Consider the following 22,384-nt stretch of genomic DNA (forward strand, 5'->3'; position numbering starts at 1 on the left):
TTTTTGGGAAATGGAACCTGGAAAACTATAATCCTTGCACTGCGGCCAATACCTCGTCGGCGTGGCCATCAACCCGCACGTTGCGCCAGATTTTGGCGATCTTGCCGTCCTTGCCGATCAGAATGGTCGTGCGAAGAATCCCGAGGAAGGTCCTGCCATACATGGATTTTTCGCCCCAGGCGCCATAGGCCTCCAGCATCTCGTGTTTTTCATCCGAAATCAGAGGAATCGAGAGCTGGTGCTTGTCGCGAAAGGACTCCTGGGCCCTTACGGTGTCGGCGGAGATGCCCAGCACGGCCGTACCGCTTTCGGCAAACGCGTCCTTGAGGCGGGTGAAGTCGATCGCCTCCCTGGTGCAGCCGGGGGTATCGGCACGGGGGTAAAAGAACAGCACCAGTTTCCGGCCGGCGTAATCGGCCAGGGCGACGCTGTTGCCGCCGTCCCGGGGCAGCCGGAAGCTGGGCGCTTTGGCGCCTTCAGCCAGCGCAGCCGCCGGTCCGGGCGCGGGGAGCGGCTTCTCGGTCGGCTTGGGAATCGGCCCGGAATCGGATTTCGGGGCCGCCGATAGGTTGGATTTTAACGATTTCGACGCCGGCTTGTGGGATTCTTTGGTCAAAGCGCTTTTGGCCGCTTTGCCTGATTTTGTTGCGACCGCCTTGCCGGCCTTGGCCGCGGGCGTTTTGACTGGAGCTTTCGAGCCACTGCGGGCTGCCTTCGCCGGGATCGTTTTGCGGGCGGATTTCTTGGCAGGCGTCTTCGCGGATGACTTGGCAGGTGTCTTTGCGGGTGTCTTTGCGGATCCCTTGGAGGATTTCTTGCGCGTTTTCTTGGACATACGCCTTCCTTTCGTCGCTTTCGGCGGATCAACCAATAGGGTATTGCGGGTCTTGTCCCGGCCTATCGGATTCGCTCCGGCTGCTGGGCAAGTTTGATGACCTCGGAGTATGGTTACAAGGAATTCGACGCACCACCCGTCCGCTCGTTGACGGCCCGTTTGATTAAGTCGGCGATTGAGTCCTTGGGCTGGGCTACGAGTAACAGTATTAATCGAGGATTGGCAGCGATGCCGGCACGGGAGCGCTCGATACAGATCGATGGGCGCGCCTGCGGCGACGATCAACCTCAGCGCCAGCACCGAGAGGCAATGGCTAGGAATAGTTCGCCCCAACGTCCTGGGCTCCAAGGTTCTGGGCTGAAAGGTCCTGGGCCCCAAGGTCTTGGGCGCCAAGGTCTTGGGCGCCAAGGGTCGAATCCGCGTGCCGAGGCCCAAATCTCGCAATGGGATGACGAGGCCGGCTGGGATACCGACCAGGATGAGGCGGCGCGCTACCGCGCACGGCGGCTGTTGTCCCGTTCCAATTCCCGTTTTCACCGGTTCAGCGACAACGTTTCGGCGCTGAACCGATGGATCACCGGCGAACGTTGGGTCAAGCGCCTATCGGTCGTGATTGCGGTGCTGGCCGTGATTTTTGCCAGCTGTTTCGGCGGGCTTTGGTGGCGGCTCGGCGCCGGCCCGATCAATCTCGACCTGGCGACGCCCTGGCTTGCGAAGGCGATCGAGGAAAATATCGGGCACGGCAATACGGTCGAGGTCGGTGGCACGCAAATCGAGCGCGCCGGTAAAATTCGAATCGCGGTGCGTATCCGCGACATCGTGGTCAGGGACCGCGACCAGGCGATTGTCGCAAGCGCCCCGAAAGCCGAGGTGAGATTATCCGGCACCGCATTGTTGATGGGGCGGCTTCGCGCCGAGAGCCTCAATCTGGTCGATGCCGAACTCGCGGTACGAATCACACCGGACGGCCAGGTGACGGTATCCGCCGGTGACACGGCCAAACCATTGGCGACCGGCGTGGCCTCGAAGCGCGACGCTGGCCTGGCGCCCACATTCCCGCGGCCGGCACCGCCCCCTGGCACGCCGGCGCCCGAGACCGCACAGAACGGATTGCTGGCCGGCCTCGATTGGCTCGACAGCCTGAGCCTGACCGGTCTCGACGGACAAAATCTCAACGAGATCGGCTTGAAGAACGGCAATCTGGTCGTCGACGACCAGCAGCGCGGCAACAAGTGGACGTTCGACAATATCAGCATGAGCCTTCGCCGGCCGAGCGCCGGTGGCGTGGCGCTGAGCGTGGGCGAGGAGGGCGCCCGACCATGGTCGCTGCGGGCGGTGATCGGGCCGCCGACCAACGGCGTGCGCTCGGTCGATCTGCGTGCCGACAAGGTGCCGACGGCCAATATTCTGCTGGCGATGCGGGTCAAGGATCTCACCTACAGCGCAAACCTGCCGCTGTCGGGCGAACTGAAAGGCGAACTCGGCCGCGACGGCCTGCCGACCTATTTCCGCGGCAAACTTACCGCCGGTGCCGGCCACATCATCGACAGCGATACGCCCGATTATCCGATGGCGATCGATGCGGCGGAAATGAACGTCGAATGGGATTCCGCGCGGCGCGTGCTGGTCGCCCCGTTCAAGATCGTTTCCGGTGCCAACCGGGTAACGCTGCTCGGCCATCTCGAGCCGCCGAATGGAACCACGACCGAATGGCAGGCCGGGTTGAGCGGCGGCACCATCGTGCTGGCCGGCAATGAGGGCGAACAGCCGCTGATCTTCAACCGCATCGCGATCGGCATGCGCTTCGACACCGACAGGAAGCGCTTTCTGCTCACGCAGGCAGATATCAGCAATGGCGAGATCGGCGTCGCCGGAACCGGCAGCGTCGATTATTCCGGCGAGGCGCGGCTCCAGCTTGGCTTTGCCGGTACGCCGATGTCGGCCTCCGCGCTCAAGCGGATGTGGCCGGTCCTGATCGTGCCGGAAGTGCGCGAATGGGTGATCGAGCGGATCGAACGCGGCACGCTCCAGCGCATCGAGGTCGGCGTCAATTCGCCGGTGCGAAATTTGTCGCGCAAAGGCCCGCCGATTCCCGACGACGGCCTGGCGGTCAATATCACGGCGACGGGCGTGACGGTGCGCCCGGTCGATGACATGCCGGTCGTGCGCGACGCCGACCTGAAGGCACGGGTGACGGGTCGCACCGCCACCGTCAACATCGGCCAGGGCATCGCCGATACGCCGGCCGGTCGCAAGGTCACCATTTCGGATTTCACCTTCGAGGTGCCGGACATGGCGCCGAAGCCATCGCCGGCAAAGGTCAAATTCCGCATCGACGGCACCCTTCCGGCGGCGGCCGAGATTCTGGCTTCCGATCGGCTCAGCGACGTATCCGCCACCTTCGTCGATCCGAACGCGAGCAAGGGAAATGTGACGGCCACCGTCATGCTCGGCATGCCGGTCAAGGGCGTGCTGACCAAGGCCGATACCACTTATTCCGTGACCGCCGATCTCGGCGGGGTTTCCATCGACAAGCTGGTGATGAACCAGAAGCTGGAGGCCAACACGCTGAAGGTCGTTGCCAACAACAACGGCTACCAGGTCAGGGGCGACGTCAAGATAAACGGCCAGGCGGCGTCGCTGGATTATCGCAAACCGAACGAAGGCGACGCCGACATCAAGCTGTCGGCGACACTGGATGACGCCAGCCGCGCGCGGCTTGGGCTGGATCTTGGTCCGGCCGTCAGCGGCGCGATCCCGATCAAGTTGATCGGCAAGATCGGCGAAAACGACACCCGCGTCGGCATCGAGGCCGATCTCACCTCGCTCCGGCTCGACAACATCCTGCCGGGTTGGGTCAAGGTGCCGGGCAGGTCCGGCAAGGCGACGTTCAGCGTCGTCAAAAAAGAGCAGTCGACGCTGTTCCAGGACATCGTCGTCGACGGCGGCGGCGTCTCGATCAAGGGCTCGCTGGAAGTCGACGCGAATGGCGAGCTGATGACTGCGAACTTCCCGACCTACTCGCCGTCGGAAGGCGACAAGACCTCGCTGAAAGCCGAACGCAATGCCGATGGCATCGTGAAGGTGACGATGCGCGGCGACGTGTTCGACGGCCGCGGCTTCCTCAAATCGGCGATCTCGGGCAAGGAAGCCGACGCCAAGAAGACCAAGAACATCGATCTGGACATCGACGTTAAGCTCGGCGCCGTCGCCGGCCACAATGGCGAGGCGCTGCGCAGCGTCGATGCCAAGATGTCCCGGCGCAACGGCGTCATCAAGACGTTTGCGATGACGGCCAAGGTCGGGCGCGATACGCCGGTGTCCGCCGATTTGCGCGGTCGCGTGCAGGGGCAGGGGCGTGACCTGATCATTCTGCAGACCAATGACGCCGGGGCGTTCCTCCGCTTCACCGATACCAACTCGAAGGTCTTTGGTGGTCAGCTCTCACTCGCGATGGAACCGCCGACGGTCGAACCATCAGCCAAAGAGGGCCTGATCAATATCCGCGACTTCTCCGTCAAAGGCGTTCCTGAACTGGAGCGCGCGGCGGCGGGCGGACCGGCAGGCGTGCAGAACGGCGTATCGTTCTCGGCGTTGCGCGCGGAATTCACCCGGCAGAGCGGACATCTCACGATCCGGGACGGCGTCGTGAAGGGCCCGACCATCGGCGCCACCATCGAAGGCACGCTCGATTATATCGGCAACTCCGTACGCATGAGCGGGACCTTCGTTCCGATGTACGGGCTCAACAACATGTTCGGCCAGATTCCCGTGCTCGGCCTGTTCCTCGGCGGCGGCAGCAATGAGGGCCTGATCGGCGTCACCTATGAGGTCGTCGGCACGCCGGCCGCGCCGGTGCTGCGCGTCAATCCGATTTCAGCGATGGCGCCCGGCGTGCTGCGCAAGATTTTTGAATTCAACACCGGCAAGCAAAACAACCCGATCGAATTCCCGCCGACCAATAATTAGGGCGTGAGCTGTTGAGGGATTTTGCCTTCAGCGATTGATCTGGCCAATCGGCATCGTCCCGCGCTAGCTTTCAAAAAAACCGGGAGGCTGGCGTCATGCAGATCACCAACGTCCGTGCGCATCATATCCGCATCCCCTATGACGCCGGCGTGGCGAGCTTCAAGCAGGGCGCCTCGGCGATATCGGCGCTCGAAATCGTTCTTGTCGAGGTCTCGACCGATGCGGGACTGACCGGCTGGGGTGACGCCTTCAGCTATGTGTGCCCGCGATCCAGTGCCACCGCCATCGATGAAATGATTGCGCCGCAGGCCCGGGGTCTCGAGGTCCCCGACGCCACTGACATTCCCGCCTTCATGGACCGTATCCAGCGCAATCTGCATCTGTTCGGCCGCTACGGCATCACGATGTTCGCGATCTCCGCCCTCGATATCGCGTTGTGGGACCTCGCGGCCCGCGTGCAAGGCGTCCCGCTTCACCGCCTGTTGGGCGCGCGCAAACGGGCGCGGATTCCGGCCTATGCCAGCCTACTGCGGATCGGAACACCCGATCTTGTCGCCGGCGAATGCGAGACGGCGCTGCGGCGGGGTTACACCGCCATCAAGCTTCATGAGACGACGGCGCCTGCAGTATTCGCCGCACGGCGCGCGATCGGCGACGGCATCCCGCTGATGGTCGACATGAACTGCCCGATGACGTCGGCGGAAGCCATCGCCTTCGCGCATGAATGCAAGGCGGCCGCGCCGATGTTTCTGGAGGAGCCGGTATGGCCGCCGGAAGATTTTGCCGCGCTGGCGGAGACCCGCGAGAAGGGCGGGCTCGATATCGCCGCCGGCGAGAATGCCTGCACCATCCATCAATTCCGCCTGATGATGGATGCCCGCGCGGTCAGCTACGCGCAGCCCTCGGTGACCAAGGTCGGCGGCATCACCGAATATCTGAAGGTGGTCGATCTGGCCGACGAAAGGGGCGTCCGGCTCGCGCCGCATTCGCCCTATTTCGGTCCGGGCCTTCTGGCGACGCTGCAATTGCTGTCGTTGCGTGACGACAAGACCTTTGTCGAGTTCTTTTACATGAACCGTGCCGCGTGCCTGTGGCGCGGTGCGATCGATGTCGGAGCCGATGGCGCGGTCGCGGTGCCGGAAGGGCCGGGGCTTGGTTACGAGCCGGACCGCGAGGTCATGGAGCGTTATCGCGTCTAGACGCGTCAGCGCCGCTGCCCGTGCCGGTCGATGCAGGCAGAACACGTGAAGATGTCGCAGGAACCAAAGGGCCGTCGGCCTATTGGTCCCCTGACACATGAACCCCCGGAGAAAAAAATGAAAACGCTCACCCTCGCGCTGGCAGCCGGCGCTGCGGCGTTGTTCGCCACTGCTGCCTCGGCGGCTCCGCTTTCGATTGGCCCGGTCGCATCGGACAGCCACATTCAGAACGTACGCATGGTTTGCGACGAAGACGGCCGTTGCTGGCGTGAGCGCGGTGAGCGCCGCGTCATCCTGCGCGAGTCTCGCGATTCGTATGGCTATGCGCCGCGCGAGCGCTACATCGAGCGCCGCGGCTATGAAGAGCGCGGACCGGGTATTGGAATTCATGCGCCCGGCGTGAGCATTGGTGTCGGCGGCGGTCGATACTGAGCCACGCGCTACGCATGACCAAAGAACTGCCCGGCCGGCTTTGTTCGGTCGGGCATGATCAATCTGATACAGACAGATGCGGACCAGCCTGCAATGCTGGCTCTGCGGCCAACCGCTGAGGTGACGATATGCATATGTCGGGCGAGAGTTTGCTGGTCATCTTGCTTGTCGGTCTCGTGGCCGGCTGGCTCGCGGGCCAAATCGTGCAGGGGACGGGTTTTGGGATCGTCGGCGATCTCCTTATCGGGATTGTGGGCGCCTTTATCGGAAGTTGGCTTTTGCCGCAGCTCGGCATTCATCTCGGAACCGGAATCATCAGCGCAATCATCAATGCGACCATCGGCGCGATATTGCTACTCGTCGTCGTGCGGCTGGTTCGTGGTGGCGGCCGATGGCGAAGGAGCTGGTGGCGCCCGTGATGACAATTGCGCCGTCCCTGGATTGTATCGTCAGCGCCGCAGCGCCGGCACCACCAGGAACGGGATCAGTCCCAGCACCACGTTGACCAGCGCGAACACGAACAGCGCGTTATAGCTGTGGGTCCAGTCATGGATCAGGCCGCCGGCCCATGAGCCCAGTCCCGAGCCGAGGCCGCTGCCGATCGAAATCGTGCCGAAGATGGTGCCGACCCGTTTTCCGCGGAAAATGTTCAGCGCCGTCGCGGTGATCAGCGGCCCGCGCGAACCGATCATGCTGCCGAAGCTGATGATGAAGCCGGTCAGCAGCCAGTAGTTCGGATAATATTGCAGCAGCCACAGCAGGATGATGCCGACGATCGAAACGCCGTAGCTGAACAGCACCGACGGCCTGCGGCCGATGATGCCGTCGAGCGTCGAAATCCCGAGCATGCCGAAGAGCAGTACCACGCCGGAAAAGCCCCAGGCGGTGGCCGCCTCCAGGGGCGGGAAGCCGGCGTCGATCAGATACGCCACGATCTGCGCGGTGATGGCGTACATCGCCACCGCGGTGAAAAAGAAGGTCGAGAACAGCGCCCAGAAGACGTGGTTGAGCATCGCGCTCTTCAGTGTCCAGCCAACATCGACGAAGCCGTCGTCGGTCCTCTTGACGACATGCGGCGAGCCGGTCGCGAACAGCCGCCACGGCATCAGGAGCAGCGGCAGCAACAGACACAGCGCCACGATCCCGAACCACTGATAGGCGTCGCGCCAGCCGATGCGGTCGATCAGCAGCTGCGAGGCCGGCAGCAGCACCAGGATGCCCGCACCGGTCGCCGAATAGAGGATCGCCATCGCGGTCGGCAATCGCGGCCCGAACCAGCGGCCGAGCAGGATCGAATTCGGCACCACGCCGATCAGCGCGATGCCGATGCCGACGCACAATCCGGTGGAGAGCTGGAACTGCCACAGCGCCTGTGCGCGCGAGGCGACCAGGAACGAGCCGCCGAGCAGCAGCAATCCGAGCGAATAGACGAGGCGCGGCCCGGAGCGGTCGAACAGCCGGCCGACGAGCGGCGCCATCAGCCCGCCTGCGAGCCAGGTCAGCGAATAGACCGAGACCACTTCGGCCCGGTCCCAGGCGAAACTCTCCGCGATCGGTTTCAGGAAAACCGTAAAACTCTCACCGAGGCCGCGGCCGACCACCGACAGGGCAAAGCACAGCGCCAGCACGTTGAGGGCGGTGCGCGCCGGCTTTTGCGGCGTCGTCAACGCATCTCCCCCTGGCGTCTTGTCATCCATGGCGGGCATGGGAGCGCGCTTCCGCAATCCCACGCAAGCGTCAAAACCGAATACGCCTATGCAGGCTTGAGCAGGACGTGCTTCTTCTTGCCCATCGACAGCTTGATGACGCCTTCCTGCGTGAGATTGCCCGCGTTCAGGACCATCTTCTCGTCGGTCACGGCGGCATCATTGACGCGCAGCCCGCCGCCCTTGATCTGGCGGCGTGCCTCGCCGTTCGATGCGACGAGGCCGGCCTTGACGAACAGCCCCAGCACGCCGGCACCGGCATCAAGTTCGCCGCGCGGAATTTCCACCGTCGGCAGGCTTTCCGCAATCGCGCCTTCCTCAAAGGTTTGCCGCGCGGTTTCGGAGGCGGTGTTGGCGGCTTCGCGGCCGTGCAGCAGCGCGGTTGCTTCCGTCGCCAGCACCTTCTTGGCCTCGTTGATCTCGCCGCCTTGCAGCGCCGCAAGTTTGTTGATCTCGCTCATCGGCAGGATCGTGAACAGCTTTAGAAATTTGACGACGTCAGCGTCCTCGACGTTGCGCCAGTATTGCCAGAAATCGTAAGGCGAGAACTGGTCGGCGTTGAGCCAGACCGCGCCTTGCGCGGTCTTGCCCATCTTGGCGCCCGAGGCTGTGGTGAGCAGCGGCGTGGTCAGCGCGAACAGCTGCTCCGTGCCCATGCGGCGGCCGAGATCGACGCCGTTGACGATGTTGCCCCATTGGTCGGAGCCGCCCATCTGCAGCCGGCAGCCGGTGCGCCGGGCCAGTTCGACGAAATCATAGGCCTGGCAGACCATGTAGTTGAACTCGATGAAGCTCATCTCCTGCTCGCGTTCGAGCCGCAGGCGCACCGAGTCCATCGTCAGCATGCGGTTGACCGAGAAATGCCGGCCGATGTCGCGCAGCATTTCGATCCAGTTCAGCTTGGTCAGCCATTCGGCGTTGTCGAGCATGATGGCGTCGCTGGCGCCATTGCCGTAGCGCAGCACCTTTGCGAACACGCCGCGGATCGAGGCCTTGTTGGCCTCGATTTCCGCGATGGAGCGGATCGCGCGCGATTCGTCCTTGCCGGAGGGATCGCCGACCATGGTGGTGCCGCCGCCCATCAGGGTGATCGGCTTGTTGCCGCTTTGCTGCAGCCAGTGCAGCATCATCATGGTGAGGTAATTGCCGATATGCAGCGACGGCGCGGTACAATCGTAGCCGACATAGGCGGTCGCCTGGCCCTTCGCGGCGAGCGCGTCGAGGCCGTCGAAATCGGAACATTGGTGGATGAAGCCGCGTTCCTGTAAAATGTTCAGGAAATCTGATTTAAATGCGGTCATTGGTCTGCGACTCTGATCATTCTATTTTCACGGTAATTGTAACGAGTTGCGGAACCATAGCGGAATGGCCTGCCGCAAGCGCGTGCGGTGTGGCATTATAAGATGTCCGTGTTTGGCACAAGCTGGTCGTCGTCGGCGGGACGATTCGAGCAGGGCGTGGCGAAGGCACGATTACAATGATGTTGACGGCAATAGGTTTGATGAGCGGCACCTCGCTCGACGGGGTCGATGTCGCCATGATCGAAACCGATGGCCGGAAAGTCCGGGCCTTCGGGCCATCCGGATACCGACCCTACAGCGAAATGGAGCGCCGCCTGCTGCGCCAGGCGCTGTACGAGGCCGTCAACCTGCCGCAGCGCGATGCGCGGCCGGGTGTCCTGCGGGAGGCCGAACAGGCCGTCACTTTGGCCCATGCCGAGGCGGTCGCCGCCTTTACCGCGCAACACCGCATCTCCGCCCAGGACATCGACATCGTCGGCTTTCACGGCCAGACCGTGCTGCACCGGCCCGAGCGCGGATTGACGGTACAGATCGGCGATGCCGCAGCCCTGGCCAAGGCGATCCATATTCCCGTGATGCATGATTTCCGCGCCGCCGACGTCGCCGCCGGCGGGCAGGGCGCGCCGTTCGTGCCGGTCTATCACCGCGCGCTGGCCCAGTCGCTGGAGCGCGAGGGGCCGATCGTCGTGGTTAACATCGGCGGGGTCTCCAACATCACCTATATCGACGGGACCGACACGCTGATCGCCTGCGACACCGGTCCCGGCAACGCGCTGCTCGACGACCACATGTACCGCGTCCTGAACCAGCGTTTCGACACCGCGGGTCAAACCGCCGCCCAGGGCAAGGTCGATGACGCCTGGATCGCCCGCGCGCTGGCGCTGCCGTTCTTTGCCAAGCCGCCGCCCAAATCGCTCGACCGCAATGATTTTGCCGCGCTGAAGGTTGACGGGATGTCGCCCGTGGACGGCGCCGCGACCCTGACCGCGTTTACGGCCGCATCGATCGCCCGGATCGTGCCGTTGCTGCCAAAGGTGCCGAAGAGCTGGATCGTGGCCGGCGGCGGTGCCCGCAACCTGACCATGCTGCGGATGCTGCGCGACCGGCTTCAGCCCGCCACCGTCGAGGCCGCGGATGGGCTCGGCTGGGCTTCGGACGCGATCGAGGCGCAGGCATTTGGCTTCCTGGCGGCGCGAGGGCTAAAGGGCCTGCCGCTGAGCTATCCGGCCACCACGGGGGTGCCGATCCCGATGACCGGGGGGCTCATGGCCCGGCCGTAACGGCCGGGATCAAGATCTGTTGATGCAATTGCATCGACCTTGACGACTGCATGCACATGCATCTAATTGAATGCAGATGCATGAAGCGAGCCGTTCGGCTTCGCGCCCGGAGGTCGTCATGACGGCAAAACTCACTTTGATCAGCCACAAGCTTTGTCCCTATGTGCAGCGCGCGGTGATCGCGCTGAACGAGAAGGGCGTCGCCTTCGAGCGCATAGATATCGATCTCGCCAACAAGCCGGACTGGTTCCTGAAGCTTTCGCCGCTCGGCAAGGTGCCAGTGCTGATCGTGCGCAGCGAGGCGGGCGAGGTGGCGTTGTTCGAGAGCAACGTGATCTGCGAGTACATCGAGGAAACGCAAGCGGGTGCAAAACTGCATCCGCAGGAGGCCTTGCAGCGGGCGCAACACCGGGCCTGGATGGAATTCGGGTCGACGATCCTGAGCGAGCTGTGGGGACTAGAAACAACAGGCGATGCCGCGGTCTTCGAAACCAAACGGTTGGCGGTGGCCGCGAAGTTCGCGCGTGTCGAGGAGGCGCTGGGTGCGGGTCCGTTCTTTGCCGGCGAAAAATTCAGTCTCGTGGATGCCGTGTTCGCGCCGATCTTCCGGTACTTCGATGTGTTCGACGAGTTGATCGACCTCTCGATCTTCGCAGAGACGCCGAAGGTGCGCGCATGGCGGACGGAGCTGGCAAAACGGGACAGTGTCCGCAACGCCGTCGGCACCGACTATCCGCAATTGCTGCACGCGTTCCTGGTTCGCCATAACGCGCACTTGCTGAAACTGGCGGCGTAGCCATGTCGCCGCAGATCGCCTGGGTCGCGCTGGTTACCGCCGGGCTACTCGATGTCGGCTGGGCGATCTCGATGAAATACGCCGAAGGTTATACGCGGCTCGGATGGAGCATCGCTTCGCTGGCGCTGCTGGCGGCGTTCGTGTTCCTGCTCGGCCGCGCGCTCCAGGTGCTGGAAATCGGCGTCGCCTATACCGTGTGGACTGGCATCGGCGCGGTCGGGACCTTGACGATGGGCGTGCTGCTGTTCGGCGAGGCTCTCAACCCGGTGAAGATCGCCGGCATCGTGCTGGTCATGATCGGGATCGTCGCGTTGAAGCTGGCGCCGGCGTGAGTCTCTAGCCGTAGCCCGGATGAAGCCAAGCGCAATCCGGGAATCTTCCCGGTCGGGTCCCCCGGATTGGATTTCGCGGAGCCTGTCATCGGGCGCGCATTCGCGCGACCCGTTGGCTTTCATCCGGGCCACGAAGGCGTATGGCGCCTACAAATCGCTCGCCATCTTCGCGAGCGTCGCGATCGTATTCATGTTGCGCGCCGTTCCCACCTTGGCAGCAGGGATCACCAGTTTCGATTGCCCGATGCCGTCGCCGTAATGGACATAGATCTCGCGGGCGCCCAATCCGATTTCTTCATCCTTGCGCCCTTTGACGGCGGCAAGCGTATCGGCCGGTGGCTTGGCATTGAGGAAGATCGCGACCGTCCGGCTGCCCGGCGCCTTTGGAAACGGATTGTTTTTCAACACGGCCTGCATCTCGTCGGCCGTACGCACCATCACGCCGATCGCCTTGCCGGCATAGGCTTCAAGCCGGGATTCCAGCGCCTTCTTGACCGCGGATTCGGATTTGCGGCTGGTGAACACCACATTGCCGCTGGCGATGTAGGTACGAACGCCGTCGAACCCGAGCGCCTCGCACATCGTCTTGAGCTCGCTCATCGGCAGCTTGCCGGTGCCGCCGACATTGACGGCACGGAGCAGGGCGACGAACGAGGTCACGCTGTAACGCCTGTGTTACCGGACGTTGGCGAGCCGCATGTCGAGATAGCCGGTCACCGTTTCCATCAGCGGCTGCAGTTTGCCGTCGAAGAAATGGTTGGCGCCGGGGATGACCTGCTGGTCGATCACGATGCCCTTTTGCGTCTTGAGCTTCTCGACCAGCGTGTTGACGTCCTTCGGCGGCACCACCGCATCCTTTTCGCCATGCACGATCAGGCCCGACGACGGGCAGGGGGCGAGGAAGGAGAAGTCGTAGAGGTTGGCGGGCGGCGCGATCGAAATAAAACCTTCGACCTCGGGCCGGCGCATCAAAAGCTGCATGCCGATCCAGGCGCCGAACGAAAAGCCGGCGACCCAGCAGGCGCGCGCTTCGGGATTGATGGTCTGCGCCCAGTCGAGCGCGGATGCCGCATCCGACAATTCGCCGGTGCCGTGATCGAACGATCCCTGGCTGCGGCCGACACCGCGGAAATTGAAGCGCAGCACTGAAAAGCCGCGATGCGCAAACGCGTAGTAGCACTGGTAGACGATCTGGTGATTCATCGTGCCGTGAAACTGCGGATGCGGATGCAGGATCATCGCGATCGGCGCGTTCTTCTGCTTCGCCGGATGGTAGCGGCCTTCGAGACGGCCCGCGGGACCGGTGAAAATAACTTCAGGCATCAGTGATTCCTTGATTGATCCCTTGAGAACGACCCTTGGCAATCAACCTGGTGGTGCGGACTTCATCCGCGCGACCCGCAGACAAAGTGGCTCATGAATGGCTGATCAGCGTCGTTGGGCGATCGCGCGAACGGCGCCGGTGAACTTTGTGGCCGCGTTCTAGCATGAGGCGAGGGGCAAAAAGCAAGGATTTTATGCGCCCGAGGCCGGGCCAAGGCGAATCCGGCGTCCGGGATAAGTATTTGATGAATTTTGAAGATTTCTTTTCGTCGAGGGCCGCCCCAGTGCCGGCCTGGCAAGGTTGCCGCTCAACTTGAAGCGGTAATGCGTTCAAGCGAGGCGATGGCGTTGCGGTAGCGCCGGCTGCCCACAGCAGTCTGTCCGGTGTCGAAGGTAAGCTCGAAATCTCCCGATGGCTTCAACTCCACGGCGGTCACCCGGTCGAGATTGGCGAGCCGGGTGCGGTGGACGCGTGCCAGTTTGAAGCGCGCAAGCTGAGCCTCGGCCGCCGCCAGCGTTCCGCGGACCAAATGGCTGCGACCATCAGCGAGGCTGAATTCGACATAGTTCCCGGCCGAACTGATCCAGATAATCTCCCGGGGTTCGATGCGAATGCGGGTGGTGCCGTCGCGCAGCCAGACCATATGCGGCAGCGCTTCGGCAGCCGTGGCGGGGGCCGCCGTCGCAACCGCCCCGACCTCCCGGCGGCTGTCGATCAGCCACATGCCGCCACCGATCAACAGGCACGTGACCGCGTCCTTGCGAGCCTCATAGAGCAAGGTCGCGAGCGAGAGGTGGAAATCATAGCTGCCGCCGAGCATCCACAGCACGAGTTTACGCAAGGCCACCATCCCGGTGATGTGCACGGCGGAGAAGACGATGATGGCCGCGATCACCAGCGCGATACGGACCAGCCGGCGCGGTTCCCGGCGGATTCGCCTGACCGCGGCGAACAGGGCCGGCGCCAGCAGGATGATGACGACAATGCTGGTCATCTCCCAGAGCAGCGGCGTCTTGAGGTTATAGGAGCCGCCGCGCCGGGCGATGTCGTCCGCGGTCGACAGCGCGTTGACGCTGCCGATCGCAAGCGCGACCGCCGCGACCGCAGCGTAGACCAGCCAGTCGGCTCCGGTTATCCCGCGAAACAAGCCGCTGGTCCCACGCGGGGTCGTCTCGTCCCAAGCAGGCTGGTTTTGATCCCAAACCGGCTCGACGCCACGGCCATCAGGCGCATTTTTGACGTCGGTCATCCAACTTCGCCGCGCATTGAGGGATCAAGCCATGTGGCAGCAAACCATATCACAATCACCGGATTCCGCTTCCGGCTCCGAGCGGCGCATCGATCTCGACTGGGTGCGGATCGCAGCCTTCGGCCTCCTGATCTTCTACCATGTAGGCATGCTCTACGTTTCCTGGGGCTTCCACATCAAGAGCGCGCATCGGATCGCTGCGCTGGAACCGGTGATGCTGGTGCTCAATCCGTGGCGGCTATCGCTGTTGTTCCTGGTTTCGGGCGTGGCGACCCGCTTCATGCTGGGCAAATACAAACTGGGGCCGCTGCTGCGGTCACGGTCGGCGCGGTTATTGATTCCCCTGGTGTTCGGCATGCTGGTGATCGTGCCGCCGCAGGCCTATGACCAGATTGTCGAGGCGCTTGGCTATCCGGCCGGCTTCGTCGATTTCTACCAGCGGCATTATCTCGCTTTCGGGCCGCAATTCTGCCCAACCCCCTGCATCCTGCTGCCGACGTGGAACCATCTCTGGTTCGTGGCTTATCTGTGGGTTTACACGGTGGCGCTCGGCGGCGTGCTGGTGCTGGCTCCCGGACTGCTCGGCTGGATCGAGCGGCGGCTGGCATCGGCGCTATCGGGCGTGCTGCTGCTGCTCGTGCCGCCGCTGCTGCTTGCGGCTTATCGCCTGGTCCTGCTGCCACACTTTCCATCGACGCACGCGCTGTTCGGCGACTGGTACAATCACGCGCTGTTCGCGACCGTCTTCCTGTTCGGCTTTGTGCTGGCCCGCGCTGTGGCCATCTGGGAGGCGATGGAGCGTCTGCGCTGGCTGGCGCTGTCGCTGGCGGCCGGGTTCTTTCTGTCGTTTCTCGCCGTGTGGGCGACCAGGTACGGCGGCATGCCGCTGAAAATCTTTGCCGCTGCGGCCTACGGGTCCTATCAATGGCTTTGCATGGTCGCGCTGCTCGGCTTCGCGCGGCGATGGCTGACCGCGGATTCGCCGGTGCGGCGCTATCTCACCGATGCGATCTTCCCGTATTACATCGTGCACCAGACCGCGATCATCATGATTGCGCATGCATTGCGCGGACAGGGTCTTCCAGCCGGGCTTGAAGCGGGGATCGTCATTTCGGGCACGATCGCGGCCTGCGTGGTGACCTATGAGATCGTTCGGCGCGTCACTATCTTGAGGCCCTTGTTCGGATTGCGGATGGCATCCGAACCGGCCATGCCGGTGCGGGCGAGGAGCCAGCCCGCGCAATGATTGGCCGCCTAGAGCGTTTTCAAGCGAAGCGGATGCCGGTTCGCGTGAAGAAAACGCGTCAAAACAAGAGGCTAGAGCTTCGGTTCTGATTCAATCAGAACCGATAATGCTCTAGGGAAAGGTGCTAAGACGGCGCATGCCTGACCGGATCTATCTCGACTGGAACGCGACCACGCCGCTTCGCCCTGAAGCCAAGGCGGCGATGGCGGCTGCCTGGGAGCTCGCCGGCAATCCATCCTCGGTCCACGCCGAGGGCCGCCAGGCGCGGCGGCTGGTCGAGGACGCCCGCGCCGCGGTCGCAGCCACGGTCGGCGCCCGGCCGCAGGACGTGGTCTTTTCATCAGGTGGAACCGAGGCCAACGCGCTGGCGCTGACGCCGGGCCTGCGGCGGGGCGCGGGACATCAGGTTCAGCGGCTCCTGGTGTCGGCCATCGAACACGCCTCCGTGCTGTCGGGCGGACGGTTTCCACCCGACGCGATCAAGACCATCAAGGTCACGGCCTCGGGCCTTGTTGACCTCGACCATCTGCGCGAGCTGCTGAACGGCCCTCCCGCGCTGGTGTCGGTGATGCTGGCCAATAACGAGACCGGTGCCATTCAGCCCGTGGCAGAGGTATCCCGGATCGTCCATGAGGCCGGCGGGCTGCTGCATGTCGATGCGATCCAGGCATTCGGAAAAATACCCTTTAATATCAATTCGATCGACGCCGATCTTGTCACGCTTTCGGCGCACAAGATCGGCGGGCCCAAGGGCGTCGGTGCTGTTGTTTTGGCCGGGGACGTGCAGGGGCTGGAGCCGCTGCTGCGCGGCGGCGGACAGGAACTGGGCCGCCGGGCGGGCACCGAGAATGTCGCGGGAATTTCATCGTTCGGCGCCGCTGCCAGGGCGGCGATGGCAGCGCTGGACATGGATACGGGACGCCTGCAGGGGCTCAAAGATCGCCTCGAGGACGGTCTGAAGCAGACGCCTGGGATGATCGTCTTCTCGGAAGGCGTCCCACGGTTGCCCAATACCACACTGTTCAGTGTTCCCGGCCTAAAGGCCGAAACGGCCGTGATTGGCTTCGATCTCGCCGGTATTGCGGTATCGTCGGGCTCCGCCTGCTCATCGGGCAAGGTCCAGCCCTCGCATGTCCTGGACGCCATGGGGCAGGGCCGGGAACTGGCTCAGGGAGCTGTGCGGCTCAGTCTGGGGTGGTCTACATCACAGACAGAGATTGAATTGGCCCTCAAGGCTTGGCGAAAGCTCACCAATACCTTACTTAAGAGGGACGAAACACAGGTTGAACGGTTCTAAGCAATCGGTTCTGAACCAATCAGGATCGATCAGGCTCTAGAACCGCCGGATTGATCCACCGCGGTCCTTGAAACCGCGAGCGGAGGATGGAATGGCTGCCGTACAGGAGACGGTCGATCGCGTCAGGCAGATCGACGTCGACCAATATCGATATGGATTTGAGACGCTGATCGAGTCCGACAAGGCTCCAAAAGGGCTGTCGGAAGACACCGTCCGCTTCATCTCTGCGAAAAAGAATGAGCCGGCCTGGATGCTGGAATGGCGTCTGGAGGCCTATCGCCGCTGGCTGACCATGACCGAGCCGCAATGGGCGCGCGTCAACTATCCCAAGATCGACTATCAGGATCTCTATTACTATTCGGCGCCGAAGCCGAAGAAGACGATCGGTTCGCTCGACGAGATCGATCCGGACATCCTGAAGACCTACGAGAAGCTCGGCATTCCCCTGCGCGAAGTCGAGGTGCTGGAAGGCGTCGTGCGGCCCGAGGGTCAGCGCAAGATCGCGGTCGACGCTGTCTTCGATTCGGTTTCGGTCGCGACCACGTTTCAGAAGGAGCTGAAGCAGGCCGGCGTGATCTTCATGCCGATCTCGGAAGCGATCCGCGAACACCCTGAACTCGTGAAGAAGTATCTCGGCACGGTCGTGCCGACTTCGGACAATTATTTCGCGACGCTGAATTCGGCTGTCTTCTCCGACGGCTCGTTCGTCTATGTACCGCCGGGCGTGCGCTGCCCGATGGAGTTGTCGACTTACTTCCGCATCAACGAGCGCAACACCGGCCAGTTCGAGCGCACGCTGATCATCGCCGACAAGGGCTCTTACGTCAGCTACCTAGAAGGCTGTACTGCGCCGCAGCGCGACGAGAACCAGTTGCACGCCGCCGTCGTCGAACTCGTCACGCTCGACGATGCCGAGATCAAATACTCGACGGTGCAGAACTGGTACCCCGGCAACTCCGAAGGCAAGGGCGGCATCTACAATTTCGTCACCAAGCGGGGCGACTGCCGCGGCAACAATTCGAAGATCTCCTGGACCCAGGTCGAAACGGGATCGGCGATCACCTGGAAATATCCGAGCTGCATCCTGCGCGGCGACAATTCACGCGGCGAGTTTTACTCGATCGCGATCTCGAACGGTCACCAGCAGGTCGATTCCGGCACCAAGATGATTCATCTCGGCAAGAACACCACGAGCCGTATCATCTCCAAGGGCATCGCCGCCGGCGTCTCGCAAAACACCTATCGCGGCCTCGTCACCGCCCACAGGAAAGCGACAGGCGCGCGCAATTTCACGGCCTGCGACTCGCTCCTGATCGGCGACAAATGCGGCGCGCACACCGTGCCGTATGTTGAAGCCAAGAACTCCTCGGCGCTGTTTGAGCACGAAGCCACCACCTCGAAGATTTCCGAGGACGTGCTGTTCTACTGCGTGCAGCGCGGGCTCAGCCAGGAAGAAGCCGTCGGCCTCGTGGTCAATGGTTTTGTGAAGGACGTGCTGCAGCAACTGCCGATGGAGTTCGCGGTGGAAGCCCAGAAGCTGATCTCGATCAGCCTTGAAGGATCGGTTGGTTAACGGCGGTTTCGATGCCGTCATTGCGAGCGCAGCGAAGCAATCCATTGCGCGAAACATGCTGGATTGCTTCGTCGCAAGGGCTCCTCGCAATGACGAAAATCTCTAAGTCAGTCTTAAGGACAATTGTATGTCACTACTTGAAGTCAAAGATCTGAAAGTCCGTGTCGAGGAGCGTGAGATTCTCCATGGGCTGTCGCTCACGGTGAACCCGGGCGAGGTGCACGCGATCATGGGGCCGAACGGCTCCGGCAAGTCGACGCTCTCGCACGTCATTGCCGGCAAGCCGGGTTACGAAGTGACCGGCGGCGAAATCCTGTTCAGGGGCGAAGACCTGCTGGAGATGTCGCCGGACGAGCGCGCCGCCAAGGGCGTGTTCCTGGCGTTCCAGTATCCGGTCGAAATTCCCGGCGTCGCCACCATGAATTTCCTGCACGTGGCGCTGAACGCGCAGCGCAAGGCGCGCGGCGAGAGCCAGCTGACGACGCCGGAATTCCTGAAAAAGGCCTATGCCGCCGCGGCCAGCCTGAACATTCCGCGCGACATGCTCAAGCGCGGCGTCAATGTCGGGTTTTCCGGCGGCGAGAAGAAGCGCAACGAGATTTTGCAGATGGCGCTGTTCGAGCCGGCCGTCTGCATCCTCGACGAAATGGATTCCGGCCTCGACATCGACGCGCTGCGCGTGGCGGCCGACGGCGTCAACGCGCTGCGTTCGCAGGGCAGGGCCATGGTCGTCATCACCCACTACCAGCGGCTGCTCAACTACATCGTGCCTGATTTCGTGCACGTGATGTCCAAGGGCCGCGTCGTCAAAAGCGGCGGCAAGGAGCTGGCGCTGGAGCTCGAGGCTTCCGGCTACACCCAGTTCGAAGACGCGGCCTAAAGGCGGGATACGGATTTTGTGATGAATGTGGCTTTGGTAAAAAACGAGACCGGGAGCGCGCTGAGCGACAGCTTTGCGATCGCGCGCGACCGGCTTCCCGGCACCGGCAAGGTCGCCGCGGCGCGCGAGGCGGCTTTCGCCGCCTATGCGCAAGCGGGCCTGCCGCATCGCCGCATCGAGGACTGGAAATACACCGATCTGCGCGCACTGATGCGCGAAGTGCCGCCGCTAGCGCCTGCGCCGGATACGGCGGAGTTTTCGCGCGCTGCGGCCGCGATGAAGCTCCACGCGATCGAAGGCGTGCGGCGCCTGGTGCTGGTCGACGGCGTGTTCGCGCCAAAGCTTTCCGAACTCGGCGGTCTGGAGAAGGGCCTCGGCATCCGCACCTTGCGCGAGACGCTGGAAACCGGCGACGCCGCGCTGCAGGCGCTGTTGTTCACGCCCGACAATGCCAATCCCATGGTGGCGCTGAACAGCGCGATGATGACCGACGGCGTGGTGATCGATGTCGCCGACGGCGTCGTGCTGTCGCAGCCGCTGCACATTGTCCATATCGCCAGCGGCACGGTGCCGGCGGCGATGTTCACGCGCTCGCTGCTGCGCCTCGGCAAGGATGCCGGTGCGACCCTGGTCGAAAGCTATATCGCGGCCGACGGCGCCAAGGCCTATCAGGTGCATGATTCCCTGATCATCTCGATCGGCAACAATTCACGCCTCGACCATGTCCGCCTCAACGAGGACGGTCGCGACGCCTTCAATATTTCGTCTGGCGTGGTGAGCCTGGGCGCGCATGCGCATTTCAACACCTTTGGCATGATGTCGGGCGCCGGCGTCAGCCGCTACCAGGCGACCATCGCGTTTGCCGGCGAGGGCTCCAGGGTCGAGACCAACGGCGTCAATCTGCTCAACGGCAAGCAGCACGCCGACACCACGCTGTTCATGGACCACGCGGTGCCGCATTGCGACAGCCGCGAAATCTTCCGCGCCGTCGTCGACGACCGCGCCCATTCGGTGTTCCAGGGCCGCATCGTCGTGCGTCCGCATGCCCAGAAAACCGACGCCAAGATGATGACGCGGGCGCTGCTGCTGTCCGACGACGCCGAGGCCGACAACAAGCCGGAACTCGAGATCTTTGCCGACGACGTCACCTGCGGCCATGGCGCCACCACCGGCGCGCTCGACGAGAGCCTGCTGTTTTACCTGCGCGCACGCGGTCTGTCCGAGAAGGAAGCCCAGGCGCTGCTGATCCAGGCCTTCGTTGGCGAGGCGATTGAATCGATTGTGAATGACGGCCTGCGCGAGCTTGCGATCGCAGCGGCGCAGCGCTGGCTGGCGGCGAGGGGTTGACCATGCATCCGGCGGTGAAAAATGGCGCCTATGACGTGGCGCGGGTGCGGGAGGATTTCCCGGCACTGGCGATGAAGGTCTATGGCAAGCCGCTGGTCTATCTCGACAACGCGGCCTCCGCCCAGAAGCCCACCGCCGTGCTCGACCGCATGACGGAAGCCTACAAGAGCGAATACGCCAACGTCCATCGCGGCCTGCATTACCTCGCCAACGCCGCGACCGAAGCCTATGAAGGCGGCCGCGCCAAGGTCGCAAAATTCCTCAACGCCGCGCGCACCGAAGAGATCATCTTCACCCGCAACGCCACCGAGGCGATCAACCTCGTGGCGTCGTCCTGGGGTGAGCCCAACATCAAGGCCGGCGACGAGATCATCATCTCGATTATGGAGCACCATTCCAACATCGTGCCCTGGCATTTCCTTCGGGAGCGCCACGGCGCGGTCATCAAATGGGCCCCGGTCGACGACGAAGGCAATTTCCTGATCGAGGAATTCGAAAAGCTGCTGACCGACCGCACCAGGCTGGTCGCGGTCACGCAGATGTCGAACGCGCTCGGCACCATCGTGCCGGTCAAGGACGTCGTGAAGCTGGCGCATGCCCGCGGCATCCCGGTATTGATCGACGGCAGCCAGGCCGCGGTCCACATGACGATCGACGTGCAGGACATCGACGCCGACTTCTACGTCTTCACCGGTCACAAGCTGTACGGCCCGACCGGCATCGGCGTACTCTACGCCAAGCATGAGCATCTGGTCGCGATGCGCCCCTTCAACGGCGGCGGCGAGATGATCCGCGAAGTTGCCCGGGACTGGGTCACCTATGGCGATCCCCCGCATAAATTCGAGGCCGGCACGCCGGCGATCGTGGAGTCGATCGGGCTGGGGGCGGCGATCGACTACGTCAATTCGATCGGCAAGGAGCGCATCCTCGCCCACGAGCACGACCTCGTGACTTACGCCCAGGATCGCCTGCGCGAAATCAATTCGCTGCGGCTGATCGGCACCGCGCGCGGCAAGGGACCGGTGATTTCGTTCGAGATGAAGGGCGCGCATGCCCACGATATCGCCACCGTGATCGACCGCCAGGGCATTGCGGTGCGCGCCGGCACCCATTGCGTGATGCCGCTTTTAGAGCGGTTCAATGTCACAGCCACCTGCCGCGCGTCATTTGGGATGTATAATACCCGTGAAGAAGTCGACCATCTGGTGCAGGCGCTGATCAAGGCGCGGGAATTGTTTTCATGACCGACACAGCCGAAGTCAAAACCGCCAACATGGAAACCCAATCGGCGCTGCCGCCGGAGGAGACCGAGCGTCTCGGCGGCGAGATCGTGGCGGCGCTGAAAACGGTGTTCGACCCGGAAATTCCGGCCGACATCTACGAACTCGGCCTGATCTACAAGGTCGATTTCAAGGACGATCGCAGCGTCGATGTGATGATGACGTTGACCACGCCGAACTGCCCGGCAGCGGGCGAACTGCCGACCATGGTGGAGAACGCGGTTGCCAGCGTTCCCGGCGTTGGCGTCGTCAATGTCAATCTGGTGTGGGAGCCGGCCTGGACGCCGGATCGCATGTCCGACGAGGCCCGCCTCGTGCTCAATATGTGGTGAAGGATC

Annotated in this window: 20 protein-coding genes; 14 read left to right on the forward strand and 6 right to left on the reverse strand. The window is 63.1% G+C overall.

Annotated elements, in window-relative coordinates; all coding sequences use genetic code 11:
* Window positions 1-25: 25 nt before the first annotated feature.
* Window positions 26-835 (reverse strand): redoxin domain-containing protein, encoded by an 810-nt coding sequence (locus tag JQ567_RS08985; protein ID WP_212438515.1) that lies wholly within the window; start codon window positions 833-835, stop codon window positions 26-28.
* Between the two features lie 228 nt (window positions 836-1,063).
* Here JQ567_RS08985 and JQ567_RS08990 point away from each other — a divergent pair, with 228 nt between their 5' ends.
* The 4 genes from JQ567_RS08990 to JQ567_RS09005 all read left to right on the forward strand — a co-directional run bounded on the left by JQ567_RS08990 (window position 1,064) and on the right by JQ567_RS09005 (window position 6,854).
* A complete protein-coding gene (locus tag JQ567_RS08990) occupies window positions 1,064-4,804 on the forward strand; it encodes a DUF3971 domain-containing protein (RefSeq protein WP_212438479.1) in 3,741 nt (1,246 codons plus the stop codon).
* 95 nt (window positions 4,805-4,899) lie between these two features.
* Window positions 4,900-6,003, forward strand: a complete 1,104-nt coding sequence (locus JQ567_RS08995) for a mandelate racemase/muconate lactonizing enzyme family protein (protein ID WP_212438480.1) — start codon at window positions 4,900-4,902, stop codon at window positions 6,001-6,003.
* 117 nt (window positions 6,004-6,120) lie between these two features.
* Entirely contained in the window at window positions 6,121-6,435 is a 315-nt protein-coding gene (locus JQ567_RS09000; protein ID WP_192739493.1) for a hypothetical protein, read from the forward strand.
* A gap of 128 nt (window positions 6,436-6,563) precedes the next feature.
* Window positions 6,564-6,854 (forward strand): GlsB/YeaQ/YmgE family stress response membrane protein, encoded by a 291-nt coding sequence (locus tag JQ567_RS09005; protein WP_212438481.1) that lies wholly within the window; start codon window positions 6,564-6,566, stop codon window positions 6,852-6,854.
* Window positions 6,855-6,884: 30 nt separating this feature from the next.
* On the opposite strand, the gene JQ567_RS09010 is transcribed toward JQ567_RS09005, so the two are convergent.
* On the reverse strand, window positions 6,885-8,132 hold the full coding sequence (locus JQ567_RS09010) for an MFS transporter (RefSeq protein WP_249165354.1): 1,248 nt from the start codon (window positions 8,130-8,132) through the stop codon (window positions 6,885-6,887).
* A gap of 56 nt (window positions 8,133-8,188) precedes the next feature.
* Window positions 8,189-9,442, reverse strand: a complete 1,254-nt coding sequence (tyrS, locus tag JQ567_RS09015; RefSeq protein WP_212438483.1) for a tyrosine--tRNA ligase — start codon at window positions 9,440-9,442, stop codon at window positions 8,189-8,191.
* A gap of 176 nt (window positions 9,443-9,618) precedes the next feature.
* Between tyrS and JQ567_RS09020 the strand changes: the two genes are divergently transcribed.
* The 3 genes from JQ567_RS09020 (at window position 9,619) to JQ567_RS09030 (ending at window position 11,850) form a co-directional block, all read left to right on the forward strand.
* Window positions 9,619-10,722 (forward strand): anhydro-N-acetylmuramic acid kinase, encoded by a 1,104-nt coding sequence (locus tag JQ567_RS09020; RefSeq protein WP_212438484.1) that lies wholly within the window; start codon window positions 9,619-9,621, stop codon window positions 10,720-10,722.
* Window positions 10,723-10,840: 118 nt separating this feature from the next.
* Window positions 10,841-11,518: a glutathione S-transferase family protein gene (locus JQ567_RS09025; protein WP_212438485.1), complete on the forward strand. Its 678-nt coding sequence runs from the start codon at window positions 10,841-10,843 to the stop codon at window positions 11,516-11,518.
* A 2-nt stretch (window positions 11,519-11,520) separates the two neighbouring features.
* Complete coding sequence (locus JQ567_RS09030) at window positions 11,521-11,850, forward strand: multidrug efflux SMR transporter (protein WP_212438486.1); 330 nt, start codon at window positions 11,521-11,523, stop codon at window positions 11,848-11,850.
* A gap of 147 nt (window positions 11,851-11,997) precedes the next feature.
* Here the strand turns inward: JQ567_RS09030 and JQ567_RS09035 are convergent, their stop codons facing one another.
* The 3 genes from JQ567_RS09035 to JQ567_RS09045 form a co-directional block, all read right to left on the reverse strand.
* Complete coding sequence (locus JQ567_RS09035) at window positions 11,998-12,510, reverse strand: DUF1697 domain-containing protein (protein ID WP_212438487.1); 513 nt, start codon at window positions 12,508-12,510, stop codon at window positions 11,998-12,000.
* A gap of 15 nt (window positions 12,511-12,525) precedes the next feature.
* Entirely contained in the window at window positions 12,526-13,173 is a 648-nt protein-coding gene (locus JQ567_RS09040) for an alpha/beta hydrolase (RefSeq protein ID WP_027536583.1), read from the reverse strand.
* Between the two features lie 308 nt (window positions 13,174-13,481).
* Window positions 13,482-14,423, reverse strand: a complete 942-nt coding sequence (locus JQ567_RS09045) for a LytTR family DNA-binding domain-containing protein (RefSeq protein ID WP_212438488.1) — start codon at window positions 14,421-14,423, stop codon at window positions 13,482-13,484.
* 31 nt (window positions 14,424-14,454) lie between these two features.
* Here JQ567_RS09045 and JQ567_RS09050 point away from each other — a divergent pair, with 31 nt between their 5' ends.
* The 7 genes from JQ567_RS09050 to JQ567_RS09080 all read left to right on the forward strand — a co-directional run bounded on the left by JQ567_RS09050 (window position 14,455) and on the right by JQ567_RS09080 (window position 22,378).
* A complete protein-coding gene (locus tag JQ567_RS09050; protein ID WP_212438489.1) occupies window positions 14,455-15,669 on the forward strand; it encodes an acyltransferase family protein in 1,215 nt (404 codons plus the stop codon).
* Between the two features lie 136 nt (window positions 15,670-15,805).
* Window positions 15,806-16,966: a cysteine desulfurase family protein gene (locus JQ567_RS09055; RefSeq protein WP_212438490.1), complete on the forward strand. Its 1,161-nt coding sequence runs from the start codon at window positions 15,806-15,808 to the stop codon at window positions 16,964-16,966.
* Between the two features lie 91 nt (window positions 16,967-17,057).
* The gene (gene sufB / locus JQ567_RS09060) at window positions 17,058-18,539 is read left to right on the forward strand and encodes a Fe-S cluster assembly protein SufB (RefSeq protein WP_212206809.1); all 1,482 of its coding nucleotides are present in this window, start codon (window positions 17,058-17,060) and stop codon (window positions 18,537-18,539) included.
* A gap of 127 nt (window positions 18,540-18,666) precedes the next feature.
* On the forward strand, window positions 18,667-19,419 hold the full coding sequence (sufC, locus tag JQ567_RS09065; RefSeq protein ID WP_212438491.1) for a Fe-S cluster assembly ATPase SufC: 753 nt from the start codon (window positions 18,667-18,669) through the stop codon (window positions 19,417-19,419).
* Window positions 19,420-19,440: 21 nt separating this feature from the next.
* Entirely contained in the window at window positions 19,441-20,766 is a 1,326-nt protein-coding gene (gene sufD / locus JQ567_RS09070) for a Fe-S cluster assembly protein SufD (RefSeq protein WP_212438492.1), read from the forward strand.
* The gene (locus JQ567_RS09075; protein ID WP_212438493.1) at window positions 20,763-22,010 is read left to right on the forward strand and encodes a cysteine desulfurase; all 1,248 of its coding nucleotides are present in this window, start codon (window positions 20,763-20,765) and stop codon (window positions 22,008-22,010) included. Before sufD ends, JQ567_RS09075 begins: the two co-directional genes overlap by 4 nt.
* Window positions 22,007-22,378 carry an SUF system Fe-S cluster assembly protein gene (locus JQ567_RS09080; RefSeq protein ID WP_212206817.1) on the forward strand — a complete coding sequence of 124 codons (372 nt, stop codon included), beginning with the start codon at window positions 22,007-22,009 and terminating at the stop codon, window positions 22,376-22,378. Before JQ567_RS09075 ends, JQ567_RS09080 begins: the two co-directional genes overlap by 4 nt.
* The last annotated feature ends 6 nt before the right edge of the window (window positions 22,379-22,384 follow it).

Source organism: Bradyrhizobium sp. AUGA SZCCT0431 (assembly GCF_018131065.1).
Taxonomy (GTDB): Bacteria; Pseudomonadota; Alphaproteobacteria; order Rhizobiales; family Xanthobacteraceae; genus Bradyrhizobium.